Source organism: Dyella sp. EPa41 (genome assembly GCF_016586165.1).
In the GTDB taxonomy this organism is placed as follows: Bacteria; Pseudomonadota; Gammaproteobacteria; order Xanthomonadales; family Rhodanobacteraceae; genus Dyella.
The window spans coordinates 89658-111336 of record NZ_BCPR01000003.1 but is presented as its reverse complement, the minus strand read 5'-3'; the positions used below and the strand labels follow the sequence as shown (position 1 = coordinate 111336).

General features: G+C 64.7%; 16 protein-coding genes and 3 tRNA genes. 8 read left to right on the top strand and 11 right to left on the bottom strand.

What is annotated here, in order from left to right:
- The first annotated feature begins 1 nt into the window (after nucleotide 1).
- From JMF82_RS02170 to JMF82_RS02150, 5 genes are all read left to right on the top strand, one after another.
- Nucleotides 2-586 (top strand): hypothetical protein, encoded by a 585-nt coding sequence (locus JMF82_RS02170; protein ID WP_201312891.1) that lies wholly within the window; start codon nucleotides 2-4, stop codon nucleotides 584-586.
- Nucleotides 583-1035, top strand: coding sequence for a hypothetical protein (locus tag JMF82_RS02165; protein ID WP_201312890.1), 453 nt, complete (start codon nucleotides 583-585; stop codon nucleotides 1033-1035). Before JMF82_RS02170 ends, JMF82_RS02165 begins: the two co-directional genes overlap by 4 nt.
- Complete coding sequence (locus tag JMF82_RS02160) at nucleotides 1032-1802, top strand: terminase family protein (RefSeq protein ID WP_201312889.1); 771 nt, start codon at nucleotides 1032-1034, stop codon at nucleotides 1800-1802. The genes JMF82_RS02165 and JMF82_RS02160 overlap by 4 nt, the downstream gene beginning before the upstream one ends.
- Nucleotides 1799-2491 carry a hypothetical protein gene (locus JMF82_RS02155; protein WP_201312888.1) on the top strand — a complete coding sequence of 231 codons (693 nt, stop codon included), beginning with the start codon at nucleotides 1799-1801 and terminating at the stop codon, nucleotides 2489-2491. The genes JMF82_RS02160 and JMF82_RS02155 overlap by 4 nt, the downstream gene beginning before the upstream one ends.
- Before the next feature lie 66 nt (nucleotides 2492-2557).
- On the top strand, nucleotides 2558-2914 hold the full coding sequence (locus JMF82_RS02150; protein ID WP_201312887.1) for a hypothetical protein: 357 nt from the start codon (nucleotides 2558-2560) through the stop codon (nucleotides 2912-2914).
- A gap of 71 nt (nucleotides 2915-2985) precedes the next feature.
- On the opposite strand, the gene JMF82_RS02145 is transcribed toward JMF82_RS02150, so the two are convergent.
- The 3 genes from JMF82_RS02145 to JMF82_RS02135 form a co-directional block, all read right to left on the bottom strand.
- A tRNA-Leu gene (locus JMF82_RS02145) sits at nucleotides 2986-3069 on the bottom strand.
- Between the two features lie 124 nt (nucleotides 3070-3193).
- Nucleotides 3194-3267, bottom strand: a tRNA-Cys gene (locus JMF82_RS02140).
- A gap of 83 nt (nucleotides 3268-3350) precedes the next feature.
- Nucleotides 3351-3426 (bottom strand) — tRNA-Gly (locus tag JMF82_RS02135).
- 275 nt (nucleotides 3427-3701) lie between these two features.
- Between JMF82_RS02135 and JMF82_RS02130 the strand changes: the two genes are divergently transcribed.
- A complete protein-coding gene (locus JMF82_RS02130) occupies nucleotides 3702-4403 on the top strand; it encodes a pirin family protein (RefSeq protein ID WP_201312886.1) in 702 nt (233 codons plus the stop codon).
- Between the two features lie 80 nt (nucleotides 4404-4483).
- Nucleotides 4484-5431, top strand: a complete 948-nt coding sequence (locus JMF82_RS02125; protein ID WP_201312885.1) for an MBL fold metallo-hydrolase — start codon at nucleotides 4484-4486, stop codon at nucleotides 5429-5431.
- A 12-nt stretch (nucleotides 5432-5443) separates the two neighbouring features.
- Here JMF82_RS02125 and JMF82_RS02120 read toward each other — a convergent pair whose 3' ends face one another.
- Nucleotides 5444-6049, bottom strand: a complete 606-nt coding sequence (locus tag JMF82_RS02120) for a TetR/AcrR family transcriptional regulator (protein ID WP_201312884.1) — start codon at nucleotides 6047-6049, stop codon at nucleotides 5444-5446.
- A gap of 69 nt (nucleotides 6050-6118) precedes the next feature.
- Between JMF82_RS02120 and JMF82_RS02115 the strand changes: the two genes are divergently transcribed.
- A complete protein-coding gene (locus JMF82_RS02115; RefSeq protein WP_201312883.1) occupies nucleotides 6119-7393 on the top strand; it encodes an MFS transporter in 1275 nt (424 codons plus the stop codon).
- Here the strand turns inward: JMF82_RS02115 and JMF82_RS02110 are convergent, their stop codons facing one another.
- The 7 genes from JMF82_RS02110 to JMF82_RS02080 form a co-directional block, all read right to left on the bottom strand.
- The gene (locus tag JMF82_RS02110; protein WP_201312882.1) at nucleotides 7394-7744 is read right to left on the bottom strand and encodes a tRNA-binding protein; all 351 of its coding nucleotides are present in this window, start codon (nucleotides 7742-7744) and stop codon (nucleotides 7394-7396) included.
- Entirely contained in the window at nucleotides 7741-9030 is a 1290-nt protein-coding gene (locus tag JMF82_RS02105; RefSeq protein ID WP_201312881.1) for an FAD-binding oxidoreductase, read from the bottom strand. Before JMF82_RS02105 ends, JMF82_RS02110 begins: the two co-directional genes overlap by 4 nt.
- 87 nt (nucleotides 9031-9117) lie before the next feature.
- Nucleotides 9118-11508, bottom strand: a complete 2391-nt coding sequence (pbpC, locus tag JMF82_RS02100) for a penicillin-binding protein 1C (RefSeq protein ID WP_201312880.1) — start codon at nucleotides 11506-11508, stop codon at nucleotides 9118-9120.
- A gap of 49 nt (nucleotides 11509-11557) precedes the next feature.
- Nucleotides 11558-17587 carry an MG2 domain-containing protein gene (locus JMF82_RS02095; protein ID WP_201312879.1) on the bottom strand — a complete coding sequence of 2010 codons (6030 nt, stop codon included), beginning with the start codon at nucleotides 17585-17587 and terminating at the stop codon, nucleotides 11558-11560.
- 329 nt (nucleotides 17588-17916) lie between these two features.
- The gene (galU, locus tag JMF82_RS02090) at nucleotides 17917-18789 is read right to left on the bottom strand and encodes a UTP--glucose-1-phosphate uridylyltransferase GalU (protein ID WP_201312878.1); all 873 of its coding nucleotides are present in this window, start codon (nucleotides 18787-18789) and stop codon (nucleotides 17917-17919) included.
- Nucleotides 18790-20685, bottom strand: coding sequence for a nucleoside-diphosphate sugar epimerase/dehydratase (locus JMF82_RS02085; RefSeq protein WP_201312877.1), 1896 nt, complete (start codon nucleotides 20683-20685; stop codon nucleotides 18790-18792).
- Entirely contained in the window at nucleotides 20672-21676 is a 1005-nt protein-coding gene (locus JMF82_RS02080; RefSeq protein ID WP_236585253.1) for a glycosyl transferase family 4, read from the bottom strand. The genes JMF82_RS02085 and JMF82_RS02080 overlap by 14 nt, the downstream gene beginning before the upstream one ends.
- Between the last annotated feature and the right edge of the window lie 3 nt (nucleotides 21677-21679).

Genomic DNA, 21679 nt, shown 5'->3' with positions numbered 1-21679 from the left:
GATGGCCCGCCCCTGCACTGTCTGTGAAAGTCCAGACCGCGCGACGGTCGAGATCGGCCTGGCCAACGGCATCGCCGCGCGTGTACTGAGCCTACGCTATGGCCTGGCGCCGGATGCACTGTCACGGCACCGCACAAACCACATGGACGTGGACCTGATCGCCAAGCTGAAGACGCGCGGGTGTCGCTCCGACGAAGAGCTGGCCCAAATCCGCGAGGTCGAGGGTAAGTCGCTGCTCGACAGCTTCTCGTGGCAACGCGCGCGTCTCTACCGGAACGCCGACAATGCGGCCTCAATCAAGGACTGGGCCGGCGAGCGAGCGGCACTCGAGGCGGCTAGCAAGGTATCCGAGCGTATCGCCAAGCTGCTCGGCGAGCTTGGCTCCGCAATCACCATCAACCACAACACGATCAACCTGGTGCAGTCGCCCCAATGGCACCACATCCGCACCTCACTCGTGCGCGAGCTACGCCCCCTGGGCCCTGAAGCCATCGCAGCGGGCGCCCGCGCCATCGCGACTGCAGAGGCAGCCATCATGCAGCCGCCAGAGCGCGAACCTCTCTTGATCGAGGCCACGCTGGTATGAGTAGCCAAACCTTCGCGCTAGATATCCGTGCTTTCGTCGAAAAGGCTAAGGCAGCCCCGACGCAGGTAGTACGAAGGGCCACCCTCGACTTGCTCCGCTCTATCGTGCTCCGCTCCCCGGTAGGCAATCCTGACCTGTGGAAGTCCAAGCCACCGGCGGGCTATGTGGGCGGGCGCTTCCGTGCAAACTGGAATGTGTCGCTCGTGGATCCGGACATCAGCACAACGGAAGTCATCGACAAAGATGGCGGCGAAACCATTGCCCGAGGCCTGACAGTCCTAACTCATGCTGATGGCACGCAAGACATTTACATCACCAACAACCTGCCCTACGCCGCTGCTCTCGAATGGGGCCATTCCGGTGTTCAGGCCCCACAAGGCATGGTCCGCGTGTCCATCGCTGAGTTCGGCCAGTACATCGACAACGCGATCCAGGAACTGCCGAAGTGAGCGCCGCCGCTTCCGACTTTGCCCGCGCGGCTGATCCCGCGAACGTGTTCCGCCAGGGCGTGCGTGACGCCAACGGGGACCCGGTAGAGCCGGCGCCATGGCAGGAGCACGTGATGCGCTCCGAGGCACGCCGCCATCTCATCCTATGTAACCGTCAGGCCGGCAAGTCGACCACTGTAGGCGCGAAGGCGTCGCACGGCATGCTGTACGCGCCGGGCACTTATCTGATCATTGCGCCGACACTGCGCCAGTCAAAGTTGCTGTTTCAGAAGGTGGTGAGTACCTATCGGCGACTAGAGGACGTGCCGCGCATCACGCGCGACAACGAAACCGAACTGGTGCTGGCCAATGGCTCGCACCTCTTCGCGCTCCCCGGCGACAACGACGCGAACATCCGCGGCTTCAGCGCCCCGCGCGCCGTGATCATCGACGAGGCCGCACGTGTGGCCGACACTGTTTATGCCGCGCTGCGGCCCATGCTGGCGGCGTCTACAGATGGCCAGCTCATCGCCCTGACGACCCCGTACGGTCGCCGCGGTTGGTTCTATGACGCCTGGGAGACCAGTGCGGGCTGGGATCGCACGACGATCACGGCATTTGATTGCCCGCACATCACTCCTGAATTTCTCGCCGAAGAACGCGAGGGAATGAGCGAATGGCAGTTCCGCACTGAATACCTGTGCGAATTCACCGACACCGACGAGGCCTTCTTCAGCTCCGAGCTGGTCGACGCCATGGTTGATAACACTCTGGAAGCCTGGTCATGAATCACCCGTTACTTGATTACCGCCGCACCGTCGCCGTAGGCGTCGACCTTGGCCAGTCCAAAGACCCCACGTCCATTGCTGTGATCGAAAAGATAGCGCCCGAAATCGGTGCGCACGTATTCACAGCGCGGGTTCCCGAAGCGCGCGAAGCACTGCGCAACGAGCGGCCGTCTTACATCCTGCGCTTGCTCGAGCAGGCGCCGCTGGGTGAGCCCTACCCGGCGCAGGCGCAGCGTGTGAACCGCATTTTGGCGCGTCAGCAGATTGCCGAGCATGACCCAGATGTCTGGATCGACTATACGGGCGTCGGTCGCGCGGTCTACGACATCTTCCGTGACCATCGCGTACCGCGAATTAAGCCCGTGACGATCATCTTTAACGGCCAGGAAGGTCCTAACGGCAACGGCGGGCACAGTGTGCCGAAGATCAACCTAGTGAGCCGTCTGCAGGCGCTGATGCACACGGGCAAGTTGTCTATGCCCGAGAGCCTTCCTCTCGCAAAGACCTTCCGCAGGGAGCTACTCGATTTCCGCGTTGGTTACAGCGCAGTCGGAAATGCCACTTTTGGCGCCCGCGAAGGGGCTCATGATGACTTGATCTTGGCGGCGGCGCTGGCGGTGTATGGGCTCGACAGCCAGCGCATTGCCGAAGTTATGCCGCTGTCGCAGTTCCTGCGTGGGGTGGCGTAGGCACGCAGCCGTTGCAGATCTAGTGTGCTAGAAATTGCGCACCACTACGGGAAGGGGGAGTGTGCAATGGAGCCGATTTGGGGGCTGATTCTGTTCTTGTTCTGCGACCTGATAGTCGCCGGCATTGCGTCGCGACGCGGGTTTTCGGGCTTTTTGTTCTTTCTTGGGTGCTTGGCGGGTGGCTTCGCGCTCGTGGTCCTGGGATCATTTGCGACCGGCGGCAACGGCATGGCGATGGGGCTCATGGGCTACTCATCGCTTCTGATCGGTCTGTTGATCGCGGTTTTTTCCCGGAACAGGGCCGAGCGCCTGGAGGCTGGGGAAAAAGTCGACGGTTACAAACTCTGCCCGTTCTGCGCCGAGCAAGTCCGCGAGGCCGCACTGAAGTGCAAGCATTGCGGCTCAGAGCTACAGCCCACCTAAACCCGGACACCGTGCGGACACAGACGCTCCTGCAATCCGGGAAAAAGCCAGTAAGTGATTGATTTTCTTAGTGCCCGGAGCGGGGATCGAACCCGCATAGCCTTGCGGCTGAGGGATTTTAAGTCCCTTGCGTCTACCAGTTTCGCCATCCGGGCCCGCTACGGAGGGATGCGCATCCTACCATGCGCGTCCTCGGGGCCGCGGGCGGCTGCGGGCGGCTGCGGGCGGCTGCGGGCGCATAAAAAACCCGCCAGATGGCGGGTTGATCGTGTTGCGCAATGGAGGCCTGGGTCGGAATCGAACCGGCGTACACGGCTTTGCAGGCCGCTGCATGACCACTCTGCCACCAGGCCATTGCGCGCGAATCGTAACCCGAAACCAGGGTCATATCCGCTTAAAAAACAAAACCTCGGAAGGCCGAGGTTTTGCAGGAAACTGGAGCGGGAAACGAGACTCGAACTCGCGACCCCGACCTTGGCAAGGTCGTGCTCTACCAACTGAGCTATTCCCGCATCAGAGTCGGAAATAGTAACAGAACCGCGGCATTTGTGAAGAGTCCGGGACGGTTTTTTTGCATCGAGCGGGCGAAATCGCCTGGCAGGGAACCACACCGAACATTCGTCGCCCCGGCATGCTGCTTTTCACGGCCGCGTCGCATGCGCTGGCTAATCTCGTTCTATGGCTTTTTGGCAACAGTCCGTTCGTCAAGGAACGACTGGTCTCGACGGCACTCTGCCCTATCTTGGTGGGCAGCCAACAGGCGCAGCCATTTCATCGGGAGTGCAGCATGATCGAACGTCGACCCTTCGACACCTTGGGCGGAGCCAACCACGGCTGGCTCGATGCCAAGCATCATTTTTCATTCGCCAACTACTACGACGCTGCACGCATGGGCTGGGGCACGCTGCGTGTGTGGAATGACGACACCATCGCATCGCAGACCGGCTTTCCACCCCATCCGCACGGCGACATGGAGATCATCACCTACGTGCGCGAGGGCGCCATCACGCACCAGGACAACCTGGGCAACAAAGGACGCACCGTCGCGGGCGACGTGCAGGTGATGAGCGCGGGAACCGGCATCACGCACGCCGAATACAACCTGGAGCCGGGCGCGACGCGCATCTTCCAGATCTGGATCATCCCCAACCAGCAGGGCAATCCGCCATCGTGGGGCACCAAGCCGTTTCCGGTGGGCGAACGCTCCGGCCGCTTCGTTGCCTTGGCCAGCGGGTTCAAGGAAGACAATGACGCCCTTCCGCTGCGCACCGATGCGCGCGTGCTCGGTGCATCGCTGGGGGCCGGCGAAAAGGCCGAATACGAGCTCGGCCCCAATCGCTATGCCTACCTTGTGCCAGCCAAGGGCAAGGTCGAGGTCAACGGCGTCACGCTGGACGCCCGCGATGGCGCGGCCATCCACAACGAGGCGAAGCTGGTGGTGACCGCGCTCGAAGACGCCGAGCTCGTCCTCGTCGACGCGGCCCCCTGAGCGCTCTCGACCAAGGTGGGAGTGCTCCACCTTGCCGGGCTTTGCTAACCTCGCCTGACCCACTCAGTGCGAGGTTGGCGATGAACCACGGCATCCACACCATCGACACGGGTTTTGTGCGGCCGCATTTCGATGCGGCCTACCTTGTCGTGGAGAACGGCTGCGGCGCGTTCATCGACTGCGGCACGAACTACGCCGTGCCCCGCATGCTCGACGGCCTGCGCAACGCAGGGCTGGCCCCGGCCGATGTCGACTGGCTCATCCTCACCCATGTGCACCTGGACCACGCCGGCGGTGCGGGCGAGCTGATCGCGCAGCTGCCGAATGTGAAACTGGTGGTGCACCCGCGCGGCGCGCGGCACATGATCGATCCCAGCCAGCTATGGGCGGGTGCGAGCGCCGTGTACGGCGAATCGGTCATGGAGGAGACCTATGGGCGGCTTCGCCCGATTCCCGCCGAACGGGTGATCGAGGCGCCGGATGGATACGCGGTGGATCTCGCCGGCCGCACGCTGCTTTGCCTGGATACTCCCGGGCATGCACGCCATCACCTCGCGGTATACGACGAGCGCGCGAACGCATGCTTTACCGGTGACGTGTTCGGGCTTTCGTATCGCGAGTTCGACACCGCCAACGGGCCTTTCATCCTTCCCACCACCTCGCCGGTGCAATTCGATCCGCCGGCACTGCACGCGTCGATCGATCGGCTCGTCGCCTTGAAGCCCGCGGCGATGTACCTCACCCACTACAACCGTGTCGAAGACGTCGAACGCCTGAGCCATGATCTGCACGCGCAGATCGACGCCATGGTCGCCATCGCGGAAACAGCGCAGCACGACCATCCGGATCGCGCACGGCGGCATGACGTCATGAAGGACGAGCTGACCGGGCTCTATGGCGCGCGTGCCTGGGCACACGGCTGGCAGGGCAATCGCGATGAGCTGCTGAACCTGATCGGCATGGATATCGAACTCAATGCCCAAGGCCTTGGCGTGTGGCTGGACAACGCCCGCAAACGCGCGCCCTGAACGCGCGCCTGATCAACGCAGCGATGCGTCGATAAGCTGTTCCGCCACCGCCACCAGGGAACGTGCCGGACCCTGCCTGCCGAACAACTGGCCGGACGCATAGGTGCCCTCCAGCAGCAGCAGCAAACCGTCCGCCAGCACTTCCGGCGACCTGGCGCCCATCGCTTCGCACATCGACACCAGGCGCGCGCGCAGCTTGCGCTTGTGGGTTTGCGCCACCTTGCGCGCGGGATGTTCGTCGCCGGGATACTCGACCACTGCGTTGGTTAGCCCGCAGCCGCGATAACCTGCCTGCGTGGCGCGATGCGCAAGGCCTTCGAAGTAGGCCATCAACTGCGCGCGCGCGTCGCCCGGATGGTCCGCCTCACCCGCCTCAAATACCTTCCAGAACGCCAGCTCGTAGTCGCGCAGGTATTCGGCCGCGAGTTCGTCCTTGGAGGCGTAGCTGCGATACAGGCTGGGCTTGGTGACACCGGCCCGCGTGACGATCTCCTCCACGCCAATGGCGCGGATGCCTTCGCGATAGAACAGCTCGCGCGCCGTGCGGCGGATGCGCTCGGCGGCCTTGGGCTTGGCATCGTCCGAAGGGACGGGAGTTTCAGGGCGTTTGATCGGCATGGCAGTCACGGTTGACTATGTTACCGATCGGTACGTATGATCCGCAGACCCCACGTACCGGTCGGTAACATGACTATACAGCGCAGCCGCCCCTTCGGCCAGAAGTACGCCTTTGTCGTTGCCGGCGTGATCTTTCTCGCCCTGCTGGCCGCCGCCGGCGTACGCGCCGCGCCTGGCGTGCTGATCCTGCCCCTCGGCCATGCGTTTGGATGGAGCCGCGACACCATCTCGCTGTCGGCCGCGGTGGGCATCTTCCTCTACGGCATGGTGGGCCCGTTCGCGGCCGCGCTGATGCAGGCCGTGGGCGTCCGCCGCACGCTGATCGGCGCGCTCGCGCTGATGGCCGCATCGATCTCGGCCAGCGCCTGGATGACGCAGCCCTGGCACCTGCTGGTGAGCTGGGGCATCTTCTCCGGCATCGGCTCGGGCTGCGTGGCCATCGTGCTGGGCGCCACCGTGGTGAACCGCTGGTTCGTCACCCACCGCGGCCTGATGATGGGGCTGCTGACCGCCAGCACGGCCACGGGTACCCTCGCCTTTCTGCCGGCTCTCGCGGCGATCGCCGATCATGGTGGCTGGCGTCCCGTGGTGTGGACGGTGGCGGCGGGCTGCGCATTGCTGATCCCGCTCGCCTGGTGGCTGCTGCCGGAACGCCCGTCCGATATCGGCTTGCGTCCGTATGGCGCCACCGAAGACGAAGCCGTCGAGCCGCCGCGGCGGAACCTGCTGTCGATCGCACTGGGCACGCTCGCGACGGCCGCGAAGCAGCGGACGTTCTGGCTCTTGTTCGCAACGTTCTTCATCTGTGGATTCACCACCAACGGCCTGATCGGCACGCACTTCATCGCGATGTGCGGCGACCACGGCATCCCCGAAGTTCGCGCCGCCGGCTTGCTCGCGATGATGGGCGCGTTCGACCTGGTCGGCACCACGATGTCGGGCTGGCTTACCGATCGTTACGACCCGCGCAAGCTGCTCTTCATGTACTACGCCCTGCGAGGACTCTCGCTGATCTGGCTGCCGTACTCGGACTTCTCGTTCTACAGCCTCTCGCTGTTCGGCGTGTTCTACGGCCTGGACTGGATCGCCACGGTGCCGCCGACGCTGCGCCTGGCGAGCGAAGCGTTCGGCGATCGCGATGCGCCCGTAGTGTTCGGCTGGGTGGCGGCAGGCCACCAGATTGGCGCGGCGAGCGCGGCATTCTTCGCCGGCTTCATGCGCACGCAGGGTGGCAGCTATCTGCAGCCATTCGTGGTGGCAGGCATGAGCGGCGTGATCGCTGCGGTGATCGCCCTGCTTATCCGCCGCCGGCCGCGTGCGGAGCTGGTGCCCGCGCTGGGCTGATCAGGCCAGCCGGGTACCATTGGGTACGGGGCGCTCGATGGCGGTAATGACCACGCCGTCATCGGTGGGAAAGCCGGTCAACAGGAATTGCGAGCGAAAGGGACCGATCTGCTTCTCGGGAAAGTTGATCACGCCGACGATCTGCCGTCCGAGCAGGTCTTGCGCACGATAAAGCTGCGCGATCTGGGCACTGGTCTTCTTCTCGCCGTAGGGGCCGAAATCGACCCACACTTTCCAGGCCGGCTTGCGCGCCTCGGGAAAAGCCTCGACCCGCGTCACCGTGCCGGCCACGAGGCAGACCTTCTCGAAATCGGCCCAGCTGATGTCCGCCGGCATCGTCGTCTCGCTCATCCTTCCAACCTCGTCTTGAACCAGTCCTTGCCCTGTTGCCACCAGTAGCTGGCCTGCGCCCCCAGATAGCCGAAGGGACGATGGGTGGGATCCAGGCCATAGCCCGCAAACTGCTTCCAGCGATCATCGCCCTCCGCCAAGGCGGATGCCAGCAACTCGCCGGCGGCGCACGTCGGCGCGAGGCCGTGGCCGCCAAAAGCCTGTGCCCACCACAGGCCATCGTGCGTGCTTCCGATCTGTGGCATCTGATGGCGTGCATAACTCATCAGTCCGGACCACGCGTAGTCGACACGCACGCCTTTCAAGGAGGGAAACACGCGCAGCAGGTCGGCCATCAGCAGGCGCTGGACGGACGTCGGCGAACGATCGCGCACGGAAATGCGCCCACCCCACAACAGCCTTCCATCCGGCAAGGGGCGGTAGTAGTCGAACGCAAAGCGCGTGTCGTAGACCGCCGAGCGCGTCTCCAGGATATCGGCCATGCGATCGCCAAGCGGCTCGGTCACCATGACATAGGTGGCGATGGGAAGAATCGCCCGGTCCACCTTCCGGTTCAGCCCCGCCAGATAACCGCCGCAAGCCAGCACCACCTGGTCGGCATGCACGGCGCCCTGCGCGGTCTCCACGCGCCAGCGCAAGCCATCGCGCTTCAGTTGCCAGACGTCGGTGTTCTCGTGGATGCGAACGCCTTGCGAAGCGGCCGCGCCCGCGAGACCAATGGCGAAGTTGAGCGGATGCAGATGCAGTGCATGCCGCTCGTACAAGCCATCGTAATAACGCGTGGTGTGAACGCGCCCCCGCAGTTCATGCTGAGGCAACCATTCCCACGACACGCCGTAGTGCCTGGCCAGAAGCTCCTGCCGCTGGCGCAGCACGTTCGGATCGCGGAACCAGTTGGCCCAGATGACGCCTTCGTCCACCACATCGCAGGGGATGGCGTAGCGCTGCGCCAAGGCGCGAATGCGGTCCACCGCCCGGGTGGTCAGGCCAAACAACGCCTGGGCCGTGGCTTCTCCGCGTTGGTCGAGCAAGGCCTGCTCGCCCAGCGAATAGCCACCGAAGACAAAACCACCGTTGCGACCCGATGCGCCGAAACCCACCTGCTCCCGCTCCAGCAGCACGACGTCGCGCACACCACGCTCGGCGAGTCCCAGCGCGGTGTGCAAACCGGCGAAGCCGCCGCCGATGATGGCAACGCGCGCATCGGTCTTGCCCTGCAAGGCTGCATAGGGCTCGTAAGGCGTGGCCGTGGCGCGGTAATACGAAGGTGCCGGTGACGAGGTCATGCGATGACTGCACGTGTCGCGGGGAAGCGGCCAGTCTAACGCAGCCTGCCGCTGGCGCCGCCACATGACGCCCGGCATGGATGGACGCTAGTCGACCACGCTCACGCCCAGTGGCCGCGCATCGCTGCGACCACGGTCGTCCACCACGCGGACCTCGTAGTTGCCAGCCGCGGCGGGCTGCCAGAACAGGGATTCACCCGGCGCGCTGCGCCCGACGTAGGCGTCGTTGACGAACCAGTACATTTCACGCACGGAGGCATCGGCATTCGCCGAAAAGGCGATGCGATCGTCGGCACGCTTCAGGCGCATCGCGTAAATGCTGCCGCGCAACGGTGACGTGATGGCCGGCGGTTCGCCGTCGATGCCCGCGTCACCGCACGCATCATTGCGTGGCGGCGTGCGGCGTGGAATGCCAGCCTGCGCGAACACCCGCTGCAGTTCGGACGGCCAGAACTCGTAGACCTCCACATGCGTCCGCTTCCCCGCGTAAGGTGGACAGGCCGGCTGCCCGGTTGCATCGTCGACCACCACGGGCCGATGGACCTGGCTGACGCGGATCGGCGACTTGCCGGGGATGAACCAGGTCATCCCGCGTTGCGGACACCATTGGTTCGGCAGGTCGCCGCTGGCCAGGCAGACTTCCACGCGCCGCAGGTTCGCCGGCATATGCCGCAGCGGCTCGGCCATGCGCGGCTCCGCTGCCTGCAATGCATCGACCATCTGGAAGAACAACGGCGCCGCCGCTTCCACGCCCACGAAGGCCTGGTTGCTGCTGCCGTCGAAATTGCCTATCCACACGACCAGCACATAAGGGCCGAAGCTGCCGGCCGTCCAGGCATCGCGGAACCCCCAGGAGGTGCCGGTCTTCCAGTACACCGGCAGCCGCCCCGGTTGGGCGCCGGTGGTTTCGTCGGGCCGTGGGTTCTGGCGCAGCATGTCCATCACCATGAAGCTCGACTCGTCGCTGAGCAGCCGGGTGCCCGGCACCTGCGGGTCGGTCGCCAGCAGGCGCAGCGGACGGAGTTCGCCGCGATTGGCGAGCATGGCGTAGAGGCCTGCAAGCTCCTGCATGGTCACTTCGCCGCCGCCCAGCACGAGCGCAAGGCCGTAGTGCTTTTCGCTGGCCATGCGGCTGATGCCCGCATCACGCAGGAACTGATAAAGGCTTGGCTGTTGCAGCTGCGAAGCCACCCACACGGCGGGAATGTTGCGGCTGCGCACCAGGGCTTCGGTGGCGGTCACCGGGCCCAGGAAATGGCCGTCGAAGTTTTCCGGCGTGTACGGCCCGAACGCCGTGGGGACATCGCGCAACACGGTCTGGGGATGCAGCACGCCCTCATCGAAACCGAGCCCATAGATGAAGGGCTTGAGGGTCGAGCCCGGTGAACGCTTCGCCTGGCTGCCATTCACCTGGCCCTGGATGTCGGCACCGCGATAGTTGGCCGACCCCACCAGGGCCTTGATACCCATGTCGCGGGTATCGACCAGGATGGCGGCCGCGTTGCGGATGCCGCGCGTATCGTTGCGCTCGATGTAGCGGCTGACCTGGCGCTCCAGCACATGCTGCAGATCCATATCTAGGGTGCTGACGACGCGGCTGTCCGCATCGAGCGTATCGATGCGTCGTGCTGCCAGTATCTGGTCGACGGCATGCGGCGCCTCGAACGGAAGCTGCGACAAGGGACGCAGCCGCAACGGCAGGGCAAACAGCGACTGCAGCGCCGCATCCTGCGGATGATCCGCCTTCCACCGTGCATAGAGGCGATTGCGCGACGTGGCGAGCTGCTTTCCAATCACCTCGGTCGCGCCGTCGCTCGCCTGTAGGCGTCGTGAGGGATCCTGCGGAATGACGGCGAGGGTCAACGCTTCGGGCAGGCTCAGCGCACTGGCCGGCTTGTCGAAATACGCCACGCTCGCCGCGCCGACGCCCTCGACGTTGCGCCCGTAAGGTGCGTAGTTGAGATAGGCCTCCAGAATCTGGGCCTTGGAATAAAACAGCTCCAGCTGTACGGCGCGCGCCACCTGCCGCAACTTGCCCCAGGGTGAGCGGGTGTTCAGGCGCCACAACAGGCGCGCGAGTTGCATGGTGACGGTGGAACCGCCCTGGCGATTGCCATGGCTGACATAGGTCACCCACCCGCCGCGTACCAGGCCGTAGGGATTGAAGCCGGGGTGCCAGCGATACCAGCGGTCCTCATGCAGCAACACGCCGTCGACCAAGGCAGGGGAAATATCCTTGAGCGGCACCCACAAACGATAGCGATCATCGCTGGCCAGCGTGAGCCGCAACAGGCGGCCACGCGCGTCATAGACCGCGGTCGATGACGGTAGCCAATCGTGCAATGGCTTGTGCGGCCACCACCGGAAGCCTGCCAGCACCGCGACGATCAACAAGGCGCCCACCAACCAGTTCTGCCACCGGACCAGCCAGTGCAGCAGAGCTCGTCCGGTGCGTCGCAGGATCGTGTGCTGGGGCATGGCAGGTACCGTGGTCGCGCCCTCTTCGCAGAAGGCGCGCCCCGTGGCCTCAGGGTTGACGCACGACGGTCAGGGTGGCGCCACCGGCCGTGCGTGCCTGTATGCGCCGGTCGTAGAGCGATTCACCGTAAGCCGGCGGCACGATGAACTTGCCGGCGCTGGTGGCCTTGATGCGATAGACGAACTCGCCGACATCGGGCAAGGCCTCGCCATACAGCACCACGCGATCCTCGCGAATATCCGCGTATTCCAGACGCCACGTGGAATTGCCGACACCGATCGGCGAGCGCCATTGGGTGGCATTGACCGTGCTGTCGCCGCCTGCATCCTCCGGCGTGTCGCCATTCGACGGCTGGTCGGTCACCGCCGGCGGCGGCTGGATCACCGGTTCGAAGCCGCCCGGCAACAGGTCCACGATGGCTACGTTGCCCACCCCATCTTTGCCCGTCGCACGGATCTTCACGTGCACATCGATCTCCTGGCCCAGGGTCACCTGTCCGATCGCCTTGCCATTCACGTCGGTGTAATCGCGGGTGATCTCCAGGCCTTCCTTGATGGCTTTGGTTGCCACGTCGCGGTCGTAACCGCCCTGGCTCACCACGCGCCAGGCCGGCAGGGTACTGCCGTTGGTAAAGCGCAGGCGATTCACCGCAGCGTCCCAGCTGCCTGCCTGCAGCAGGTTGGCCTGCAGGGATGCGATGGACTTGACGCTCCCATCGGCGTGCACTTCGTCGATACGCAACTTGTCCACCTCGCCGGCGGCCTGCGTGGCATAGGTATCGAGCGCCAACATGGTCATGGCGGATGACAAGGTGTTGTACCAACCGTGCGCGAGCGGCCAGCCCAGGTTTTCCATGACGCGCGGCGACAGCGCTTTCGCGCGTTCCGGGAAGTGCTTGCTCAGCAGGTACAGCGTGCTGGCATCACGGGTCAGTGAGTCGTAGTAATAGCCATAGCTGTAATCCTTGTCTGCCGCGGTGCGCTCCAACAGCTTCTGCGGACCGGCCATGAGCTGGGCCGCCTGCTTGTCCTGCTTGAGCAGCTGATACGACGCGGCAAGCCACGCCGCCGCCAGATCGTTGCGCCACTGGTCCGGATAGGCTTCCTGCAGCCGTTTCTGCACGGCAGCCAGGTCGTTGGTGGTGACATTGCCCTGGCGGGTCAGCAGGTAGACGGCATAGGCACGCTGGCGTACCAGATCGAGACCGTCAAGCGTGTCATCCGCCGCCAGCTGCCGCAGATAGCGATTGCCCGCATCGAACATGTCGCGTGGCACCGTCACGCCGCGCTCGCGTGCTTCCAGCAGGAAATGCATGGCATAGGTGGACACGAACGGATTCGCATCCGGCGTCGCCGACCACAGCCCGAAGCCGCCCTGCCCGTTCTGGCGCGTGTGCAACACATCGAGAAACTGCGCCAGCGCTTCGTCGTTGCTGAGCTTCCTGCCTTCGAGCTTCGGCTGCAGCGCGTCGGCAAAGATCTTCACCTGCGGCCACTTCGACAGCACCAGCCGCGGCATCGCGGAACTCACGATCTGCTCGCTGCAGTAATGCTGGAAATTGACCAGGTAAGTGGTCAGGCCACTCGACAACACCACGGGCACGGTCGAGATGGCCGCGTCGCGCGAAGCGTACTCGGCATACATGCGGCGCAAGCCCGGCTCATCCGCCTTGCTGCCGGGATCGACGCGGCCCACGTCGACCTGCGCGCGATAAGCGGATGCCGGCCGCACCGACACGTCGACGCTTTGCCGCGCGGACTTGTCGCCATAGCCGGCAACGAAACTCAGGTTGCCGGAGCCCAGCTTGTCGGTGGCCCTGACGCGGAAGGTGACCACGCCCTCGCGCATTTCGCCCAGGCTGACGTTCTGGGTTGGCGCACCAAGCACCTGAAGTTGCGGGCCGGTTTTCAGTGTCACCGCCACCGGAATCGGCTTGCCTCCCAATCCGGTGAGGTTGTTGGCCACGCCTACGCTGACCTCGACCTCGTCGCCCGGCGCCACGGTGGTCGGGACGTTCGGCGAAAGCACGAAGTCGCCGCGCACCGTGGTGGCGCCCTCGAAGGTGCCGATGCGCTCCGGCGATACCGCTACGGCCATGACGCGCAGCTTGCCGTTGAAGTAGTCCGGCACCTGGTAATGCAGTTCGGTTTCGCCGTTCACGTCGACGATGCCCGACCAGTAGGCCACCGGCTTGTCGCGCTTGCGCTTGAACGGGTTGAGCTGGCGGCCGATCGCCGCATCCGCGTCACCACCAGGCGCGGCCATGGCCATCAGCTTCTCGAAGTCCGGCAGGATCAGGTCGAGAATCTGCGACGTGCCCACTTCCAGCATGCGCTTGCGGAAGAAGAACTTCAGCGGGTCTCCCAGCTTGTAGCGCGCGACCTGCAGGATGCCCTCGTCCACCGCGAACACCACCGCACGTGTCGGCTGCGGCGCGCTCAGCTTGAGCGTGACTGTTTCGCCTGGTTTTACGATGGCCGGCGCGTCCACCTTGATGGCATGGCGGCGCGCGTCGAGGTTCACCGAAAACGGCACCACGCCGTAGCTGAGCGGACTCATGAAGATCTCGTCCGAGGACGGATCGCGGATGTACTGCACGTTGATGTAACCGTTGCCTTCGAAGCTGGCGGGCACGGTGATGTGCTGCACCGAGCTGCTGGTATCGGCGTGGAACCAGGCGTGCGCGTAGACCTTGTCGCGCTCGATGGTGATCAGGCCACTGCCCGCATAAGGCGCGCGGATGGCGATGTCCACCGTCTCGCCCGGCGCGTAGTCTTCCTTGCTCAGGTTGAGCTGAAGCTCGGCATTGCGATCCAGGGAGCGCGACACGTTGGCCGCGCCCGCCACCGAATAGTCCACGCGGTTCACCTCGACGCCGTCGGCGCTGCGCAGGATCAGCAGCGCGTAATTGCCGGGCTTGTCGGTGGGCAAGGCATAGTCCATGCCTTCGGCGGGAAGCGACAAGGCTTGTTCGCTGAGCGTGATTTCCTTGAGCTTGGACTGGTACTTGTAGACGCCCGAATCCTGCCTGGTCAGCACGGAGATGTAGCGGCGCTCGACCAGCCGGGCCTTCAGCTCCTTCAACGCCATCGCCTTGGCCGTGTGATCGATCGCCACCAGATGCACGCTGCGCGGCGTGTCGCGATTCACGTAGTCGAGGTTGTCGACCGATTTATAGCCGACCAGCCAGTCGTTGTTCGACACCAGCGTCTGTGCCGCCGCGGCGACGCTGCGCCCGCCCTCGGGCTCGTAGGCCTTGGCGAGGAAATACAGCTGGTAGGTGGCGTCCGCGTATTTCTTGAGGTCGAGATCAAACTCAGCATGACCCTTGTCGTCGGTCTTGCCATCCTGAAGCGGCTCTTCGTAGCCCTCCTTGGCGCGACGCGGATCGTAGAAATGGTAGTCCTTCCAGCTGCGGAAGGCCGGCCATGCCGGACGCAGCGTCAGCGACGCTTCCACCCGGCGGTTCGCCGCCGGCGTGCCAAACAGGTTCATGGCGTCCACGATGCCCTTGACCTGGTCGGGTTTCACCCAACCCTCGGACACCTGGCCGGCCAAACGCGCCTCGACCTTCATGCGGTCAGGCAGGAACTCCTTCACCTGCACCGTGGTGCTGCCGATCTGCGCACCGGCCTTGCCGTCTTTCACGATGTAGAGGTTGATCGTCCACGTGCCGGTGGGCGCGGTTTCCGCCGGGGCGTATGCCAGCTCGCCGAAACCCGAAGCATCCATCGACATCGGCAGCTGTTTCACCGTCATGCCGCGCGGGTCGACGATCTCCGCCTGCAAGGGAATGCCGGCCACGCTGCGTGTCCAACTGGCGGCGCGTACGATCAAGCCGACATGGAAGGTGTCACCCGGTCGATAAATGCCGCGATCGGAGAACAGGTAAGCCGACAGCTGCCCCTCGTTCTGCGCATTGCGCTCGCCGCCCACGTCAAAGCGCGAGAAATCGAGCTTGCGGTCGTAACTGCTGTAGCCACCGATGGGCAGGAACGAAAGATCGTCCGCCTTCTTCACGACGTACAAGGTCGGCTGCTTTTCGCGCTCCAGCCCCTTGAAGGTGGGGAAATGCGCGACGCCGTCGGCGGATGTCGTCTCATTGAACAGCGCCTGCCCGTTGACGGCAAGCACGGCGACACTGGCGCCCGCCACCGGCTGGCCGGTGCGGATCGACTGCACGAACACGTCCTGGCTACCGTCGAGCGAACGCTTCACCAGCATGCCAAGGTCGGTGACCACGATCATGCGGGTATCGGTGGGTACCGTGCCGTCATTGCCATCGCTGTCGGACATCTCCCCCTGGTCGCCTTCATCGCCCTCCGATTCGGGGTCGGCGCTGTCGTTGCGCGGCGCGGCTTGCGGTTCGTTCTCGGCGGCCTTGCGCGCCTCTTCGCGTTTCTTCTCGGCAACGGCGTCGTAGCTGGACAAATGCAGCAGGAACACGCCGCGCTTGCCTTCCTTCAGGTATTGGCCCAGGTCGATGCCTTCGTAATGGGCCTTGGCCGGATCGCCCTTGGGAAAGCTGCGCTTCTGTTCGAAGCGCTCGACGATATGGTCTTCGCTGAAGGCATAGCTGAGTTCGGGGCGCGCGTAGCTACCCTGGTTGAGGCTCACCAGGTGCTGCAGCTGGTCCGGCAGCACGCGCCCGATCTCCATGCGCAGCCCAGGCAGATTGCGCGACACCACCGAGATGCGCTTGCTGCCGGAGATCGACAGCAGCGAGCCATCGGCCATGAAACGAAGCAGCTTGGGATAATTGGGGACCGTGACGACGGTGGCGTGCGGCCGGCCCAGGATGTAGCCGCCGAACGACTTCAGCCCTTTGTCGATGCGCACATAGATGCGCTGACCCGGCTCGGCGTGGTACTTGAAGCTCTGCACCGCTTCGAAATCATTCTCGGTAGGTACCAGCTCGAGCTTCAGCGCTTGCGCCTGGCGCAGTTCCGCGTCGCCGACCTCGCCAGGATTCCAGTCATAAGGCGGCGCATCGTCCGCCTGCTCCACGCCAGGCTTGCGAGCGGGAAGAATCCACGCCTTGGTCAGCCCGGCGAGCTCGCTGTCACGCACCGTGCCACCGACGTTGACCACCAGCACCTGTTCGGGCTCGTACTTTTCATTGTCGACCAGGGTGGGGTCGATACCATCGATGGTGAGGCTGTACAGGCCGGGTACGCGTATCTGTGCCTTGATGGCCTCGGCCATGCCGTCGCCACCGCGGACGCTCCGCACGCCCTTGTCGATGCTGTAGTTCACGCTGCTTTCGTCGCGCGGCAAAGACAGCGGCTGCGAATGGATCCACGCGTGCAGCTTGTACTGGTCGTAGGTGACGGTGTACTTGAGCGCCGCATCGCGACTGCCGCGCTGCGCCAGGCCCACCGCGATACGCTTCTCGAAATCGGCCGTGTCGACGGGATAGTTGAAGGTGATCGGCAGGATGGTCTTCTTCGCGGTGGCGTCCTGCGGATCCTGGTAGAACTCGCCATGCTCCGCCTTCGCGGAGAAAGCCGCGGTATCGAAGCTGAAATGATCGTCCGCCATCAGGACGTGGCCTGCGAAAGCCTTGGCCGCGTCAAACCGCACTTCGTAGTGGCGTCCCACCGGCCAGTCCTCAGCCGGCGTGAAGCGCAAGGTATGGTCATCGATCCAGCTCCACTGGCCCTTGGCAGCGGGCTGCATCACCACACCGGCCGCGACCGGCTTGCCCACCTGCTCGATCGGCGCAGCGGAGCCGGAAAAATTGACCGTCAAAGGGTGGATGACGACGGGTTGCTGCGTGTAATCGGTGATGGCCGGCGCATCGACCGACCACGTGATGCGCAAAGGCTCCACCGGCTTTGGCCGGTTCTGGTACCACTGCCAGCCGAACCAGCCGCCGGCTCCCAACACCAGGACGGCCACCAGCGTCGCGGCGGCACGCAGGGGACGGCGGCGAACCCATCCGCCCGTGGCCGGCATCCACGCCGGTGCCGCCCAGCTGACCTGGCCCAGCAAAGGACGCAGTACCAGCGCCATACCGGCCAACAAGCCGCGCAGCAGGCGCAGCGGCAACAGCAGGAGAAATCGCAACAGATCCATGATGCTTCCCTGGTTTTCATCCGATGAACACGAAGACGGCGGCAGCCGGCCATGGGTGCGCCGGATACGCCGAAACGCCCGCCTCTTACGAAGCGGAGCCGACGATCACCGGTGAACCCACGACTAGATTGGCCGCCCAAGATGGCGGAACGCGGGAGGGATTCTGGCATGCGTCCGTCAAAGACGCAGTCGGATAAGTCTGATTCTTACCCATTCGCTATCCGCCGACGGATGTCACGCGGGTAGGTGCCCGACCTGCCGTCGGGCAAAAAACCGGAGCGTCCGGCGAGGGCAAGCCACCGGCCCTCGGGCCGATGGCCGGCAGCGGCTTAGAGCGCGGCCATCAGCTCGCGCACGACCGGCGCCAGCTTGGGGTCCTGCAGCGCCATATGCATGGTGGCACGCACCAGGCCAGCCTTGTTGCCGCAGTCGAAGCGGGTGCCTTCGAAACGGTAGGCAAGTACCTTGCCCTGTTCCTTGAGCAACGCGTCGATGGCATCGGTCAGCTGGATTTCGCCGCCCGCACCCGGCGTGGTCTGTTCCAGCAACTGGAAGATGCGGCCCGGCAACACGTAGCGGCCAACCACGGCCAGGTTCGAAGGGGCCTCGGAGGGCTTGGGCTTCTCCACCATGTGGCGGATCTGCGCGCTGCGCTGGTCGATCGGGGAGGCGTCCACGATGCCGTACTTGTCGGTATCGTTCTGCGGGACTTCTTCCACCGCGATCACGCCGGCGTTCTGCGTTTCGGCCAATTCGGCCATCTGGCGCAAGGCGCCCTTGCCCTGGTTCCAGATCAGGTCGTCCGGAAGGATCACGCCGAACGGCTCATCGCCCACCACCGGCTTGGCGCACAACACCGCGTGGCCAAGGCCGAGGGCCTCCGGCTGGGTCACGAAGATCGCACGCACGTGCCGGGGCAGCGTGCCCTGCACCAGGGCGAGCAGCTCGTCCTTGCCCTTTTCCTGCAGCTTGGCTTCGAGCTCGTAGGCCTTGTCAAAATAATCGGCGATGGCGTGCTTGTAGCGATTGGTCACGAACACCAGCGTGTCCGCACCGGCATCCACGGCCTCGTCCACGGCGTATTGGATCAGCGGGCGATCCAGAACAGGCAGCATTTCCTTGGCGACCACCTTGGTGGCGGGCAGGAAACGCGTGCCCAGACCAGCCACGGGGAACACCACCTTGCGCAACGGCTTGCTCACTTACTTCTCTCCTGATTCGCTGCGGCGCAGCGCCACCACGTTGTCCGGCTGCGGCGTCTCGGTCCAGCGGAACGAGGGCAGCAGGTTGGACACGCACTGGCGCAACGCATCCTCGTCATAAGCGACCACGGCATCGGCTGCCTTGGCCAGCTGTGCATTGAGCACGTCCCACTTCACCTGGCGATACTGCGCGAGGAAGATCTTCGCGTGCGTCGTTTCGACGTAGTTTTCGAGGGGATGGAACAGCTCTTCGAACAGTTTTTCACCCGCGCGCAGACCGGTGTAGACGATCGGGATCTCGGTGCCGGGCTTGCGTCCCGCCAGGCGGATCATCTGCTCGGCGAGATCGCGGATCTTGATCGGCTCACCCATGTCCAACGCGAAGATCTCGCCACCCTTGCCGATACTGGCCGCCTGCAAAATCAGCTGGCAGGCCTCGGGAATGGTCATGAAGTAGCGCGAGATTTCCGGATGCGTGATGGTGACCGGCCCACCGTTGCGAATCTGCTGGCGGAACAGCGGCACGACGGAGCCTGCCGAATCAAGCACGTTGCCGAACCGCACGGTGATGTAGTGCGTCTGCGAATGCTCGTTGAGGTTCTGGCACCAGATTTCCGCCATGCGCTTGCAGGCGCCCATCACGCTGGTCGGGTTGACCGCCTTGTCCGTGGAAATCAGCACGAAGCATTCCACATCATGACGGTCCGCCAAGTCGGCGACATTGCGCGTGGCCAGCACGTTGTTGCGGAACGCCGCGCGCAGCTGGCCCTGCAGCATCGGCACGTGCTTGTACGCAGCGGCATGGAACACCACCTGCGGCTTGTACTCGCCGAACAGCTTGCGCATCGCCGCCGGGTCGCCGCAGTCGGCCAGCACCGCCTCGTACAGCAGCTCGGGATATTCCGCGCGCAGTTCCTGCGAAATGCGATAGAGGTTGTACTCGCTGTTGTCGACCACGCAGAGCGACTGCGCACCGAGGCGCGCGACCTGGCGGCACAATTCCGAGCCGATCGAGCCGCCACCGCCGGTGACCAGCACGCGCCGGCCGGTCAGCGTCACGCGAATGGCCGTCCAGTCGAGTTCCACCGTGTCGCGGCCCAGCAGGTCCTCGATGGCCACTTCCTTGATCTCGTTGAAGTGCGCGCGGCCGGAGACGACGTCTTCCAGCTTGGGTACGGTGCGGTAAGGCAGCCCGCTCTGGTCGCACAGTTCGACGATGCGGCGCATTTCCTGGGTGGAGGCGCCGGGCATGGCAATCAGCAACATCTGCGCGGCCACTTCACCTGCGAGCTGCGGGATCTGGTCGATGCGACCGAGTACCGGGCGGCCGTTGATGCTGGCACCCCGCAGGCTTTCCTTGTCGTCGACGAAGCCCACCACGGTGTAGCCGCTGTCCCGGTGCAGATCGCGCGACAGGGCCTCGCCGGCGCGGTCGGCGCCCACGATCAGCACGCGCTGCATGGGCTTGTCCTGGAATAGGTCGAGGCGGCTGTCCTTCCAGAAGCGGTAGGCCAGTCGCGGCGTACCCAACAGGACCGCGAGCACCAATGGGTACAGCAGCAGCACCGAACGGGGCACGTCTTCCAGGCGGTTGTAGAGCATCAGCGCAGCGGCAATCGCCAGCGCGCCCAGCACCGCCGCGCGGAAGATGTTCCACAGGTCCGGCAGGCTCGCGAATCGCCACACGCCCTTGTACAGGCCCGTCCAGCTCAGCACGGCGCCTTGCACCAGCAGCACCAGCGGGAACTCAAGCACGTGGAAGTTGATCGCGGCATTGTCGATCAGCGCATAGCGCAAGGCCTTGGCCACCCACCAGGCCAGCGCAGCCATCAGCAGGTCGTGGATCACCACGGCCATGCGGGGATGGATGACACCGATCAGCTTACGAAATGACATGACGGCCCTTGTTCGAAACACGCCCAAGACACTGGCGTTTCATGAGTATCCATACGGTGGCCGCTAACAGGTAGGTACCGAGGAACAACGGTACGGACCATGTCGGCCGGAGCCATGCCAGCGCGGCCAACGGCGCCGCCACCAACACATTCCAGGCCAGATAGCATGCGCCCCCCGATGCATGCGTGAATCCGCTGCGAACCAGCCACTGGTACAGGTGCTCGCGATGGGCAGTGTACCAACGGCGACCACTCGCCATACGGCCCAACAGAGTAAGGGTTGCGTCCGCTACAAAAGATGAACTGAGGATCAAAGCCGGCCAGAGCAGGTGCCCATCGACCCGCCAGAGCATCGCCGTCAGGGCGAACAGCAGCAGTCCCATGGTCCCGCTGCCCACGTCCCCCATGAAAATACGGGCCCGCGGCCGGTTGAAGTACCAGAAACCGAGTGCCGCGCCGGCCAGGCAAGCCGCGGCGCCGGCCAAGGCGGGCTGCACGGCGCCCCAGGCCAGCAGGGCCAGCCCCGCGCTCACGAAGATCACCTGCTGCGCCAGCAGGCCGTCGATGCCGTCCATGAAGTTGTGCAGGTTGATGCTCCAGGCGCCGGCCAGCACCATCAGGGGCAGCCACCAAAGCGACATCCCTCCGGCAACGAACGCGGCCGCCACCAGCAAGGCCGACAGCAATTGGATGGCGAAGCGCGGCAGCACGGGCAAGGGGTGGTGATCGTCCCACCAGCCCACCGCGGCAACCGACACGGTAGCCACGGCCAGCGCGGCCACGACCGGCGTGGGCCAGGCCCCGGGCAGCAGTGCCAAGGCTGCCGGCAAGGTCGCCAGCACGGCCACGACGATGCCGATCCCCCCTCCACGCGGCGTCGGGATGGTATGCGAGCGGCGTTGGCCGGGCAGGTCCATCATGCCCCGGTGATGGGCGTAGGCGATCGCGCCGCGCACGACGGCCAGGGAAATCACCAACGAGGCCAGCACCATCCC

What these genes read in the sequence shown, in the direction of transcription:
- JMF82_RS02155 (WP_201312888.1), top strand. Translation starts at nt 1,799, where the DNA reads ATGAATCACCCGTTACTTGATTACCGCCGCACCGTCGCCGTAGGCGTC.
- JMF82_RS02130 (WP_201312886.1), top strand. Translation starts at nt 3,702, where the DNA reads ATGATCGAACGTCGACCCTTCGACACCTTGGGCGGAGCCAACCACGGC.
- JMF82_RS02085 (WP_201312877.1), bottom strand. Translation starts at nt 20,685, where the DNA reads ATGTCATTTCGTAAGCTGATCGGTGTCATCCATCCCCGCATGGCCGTG.
- JMF82_RS02080 (WP_236585253.1), bottom strand. Translation starts at nt 21,676, where the DNA reads ATGGTGCTGGCCTCGTTGGTGATTTCCCTGGCCGTCGTGCGCGGCGCG.
- JMF82_RS02150 (WP_201312887.1), top strand. Translation starts at nt 2,558, where the DNA reads ATGGAGCCGATTTGGGGGCTGATTCTGTTCTTGTTCTGCGACCTGATA.
- JMF82_RS02165 (WP_201312890.1), top strand. Translation starts at nt 583, where the DNA reads ATGAGTAGCCAAACCTTCGCGCTAGATATCCGTGCTTTCGTCGAAAAG.
- JMF82_RS02115 (WP_201312883.1), top strand. Translation starts at nt 6,119, where the DNA reads ATGACTATACAGCGCAGCCGCCCCTTCGGCCAGAAGTACGCCTTTGTC.
- JMF82_RS02110 (WP_201312882.1), bottom strand. Translation starts at nt 7,744, where the DNA reads ATGAGCGAGACGACGATGCCGGCGGACATCAGCTGGGCCGATTTCGAG.
- JMF82_RS02105 (WP_201312881.1), bottom strand. Translation starts at nt 9,030, where the DNA reads ATGACCTCGTCACCGGCACCTTCGTATTACCGCGCCACGGCCACGCCT.
- JMF82_RS02125 (WP_201312885.1), top strand. Translation starts at nt 4,484, where the DNA reads ATGAACCACGGCATCCACACCATCGACACGGGTTTTGTGCGGCCGCAT.
- JMF82_RS02095 (WP_201312879.1), bottom strand. Translation starts at nt 17,587, where the DNA reads ATGGATCTGTTGCGATTTCTCCTGCTGTTGCCGCTGCGCCTGCTGCGC.
- pbpC (WP_201312880.1), bottom strand. Translation starts at nt 11,508, where the DNA reads ATGCCCCAGCACACGATCCTGCGACGCACCGGACGAGCTCTGCTGCAC.
- JMF82_RS02170 (WP_201312891.1), top strand. Translation starts at nt 2, where the DNA reads ATGGCCCGCCCCTGCACTGTCTGTGAAAGTCCAGACCGCGCGACGGTC.
- JMF82_RS02120 (WP_201312884.1), bottom strand. Translation starts at nt 6,049, where the DNA reads ATGCCGATCAAACGCCCTGAAACTCCCGTCCCTTCGGACGATGCCAAG.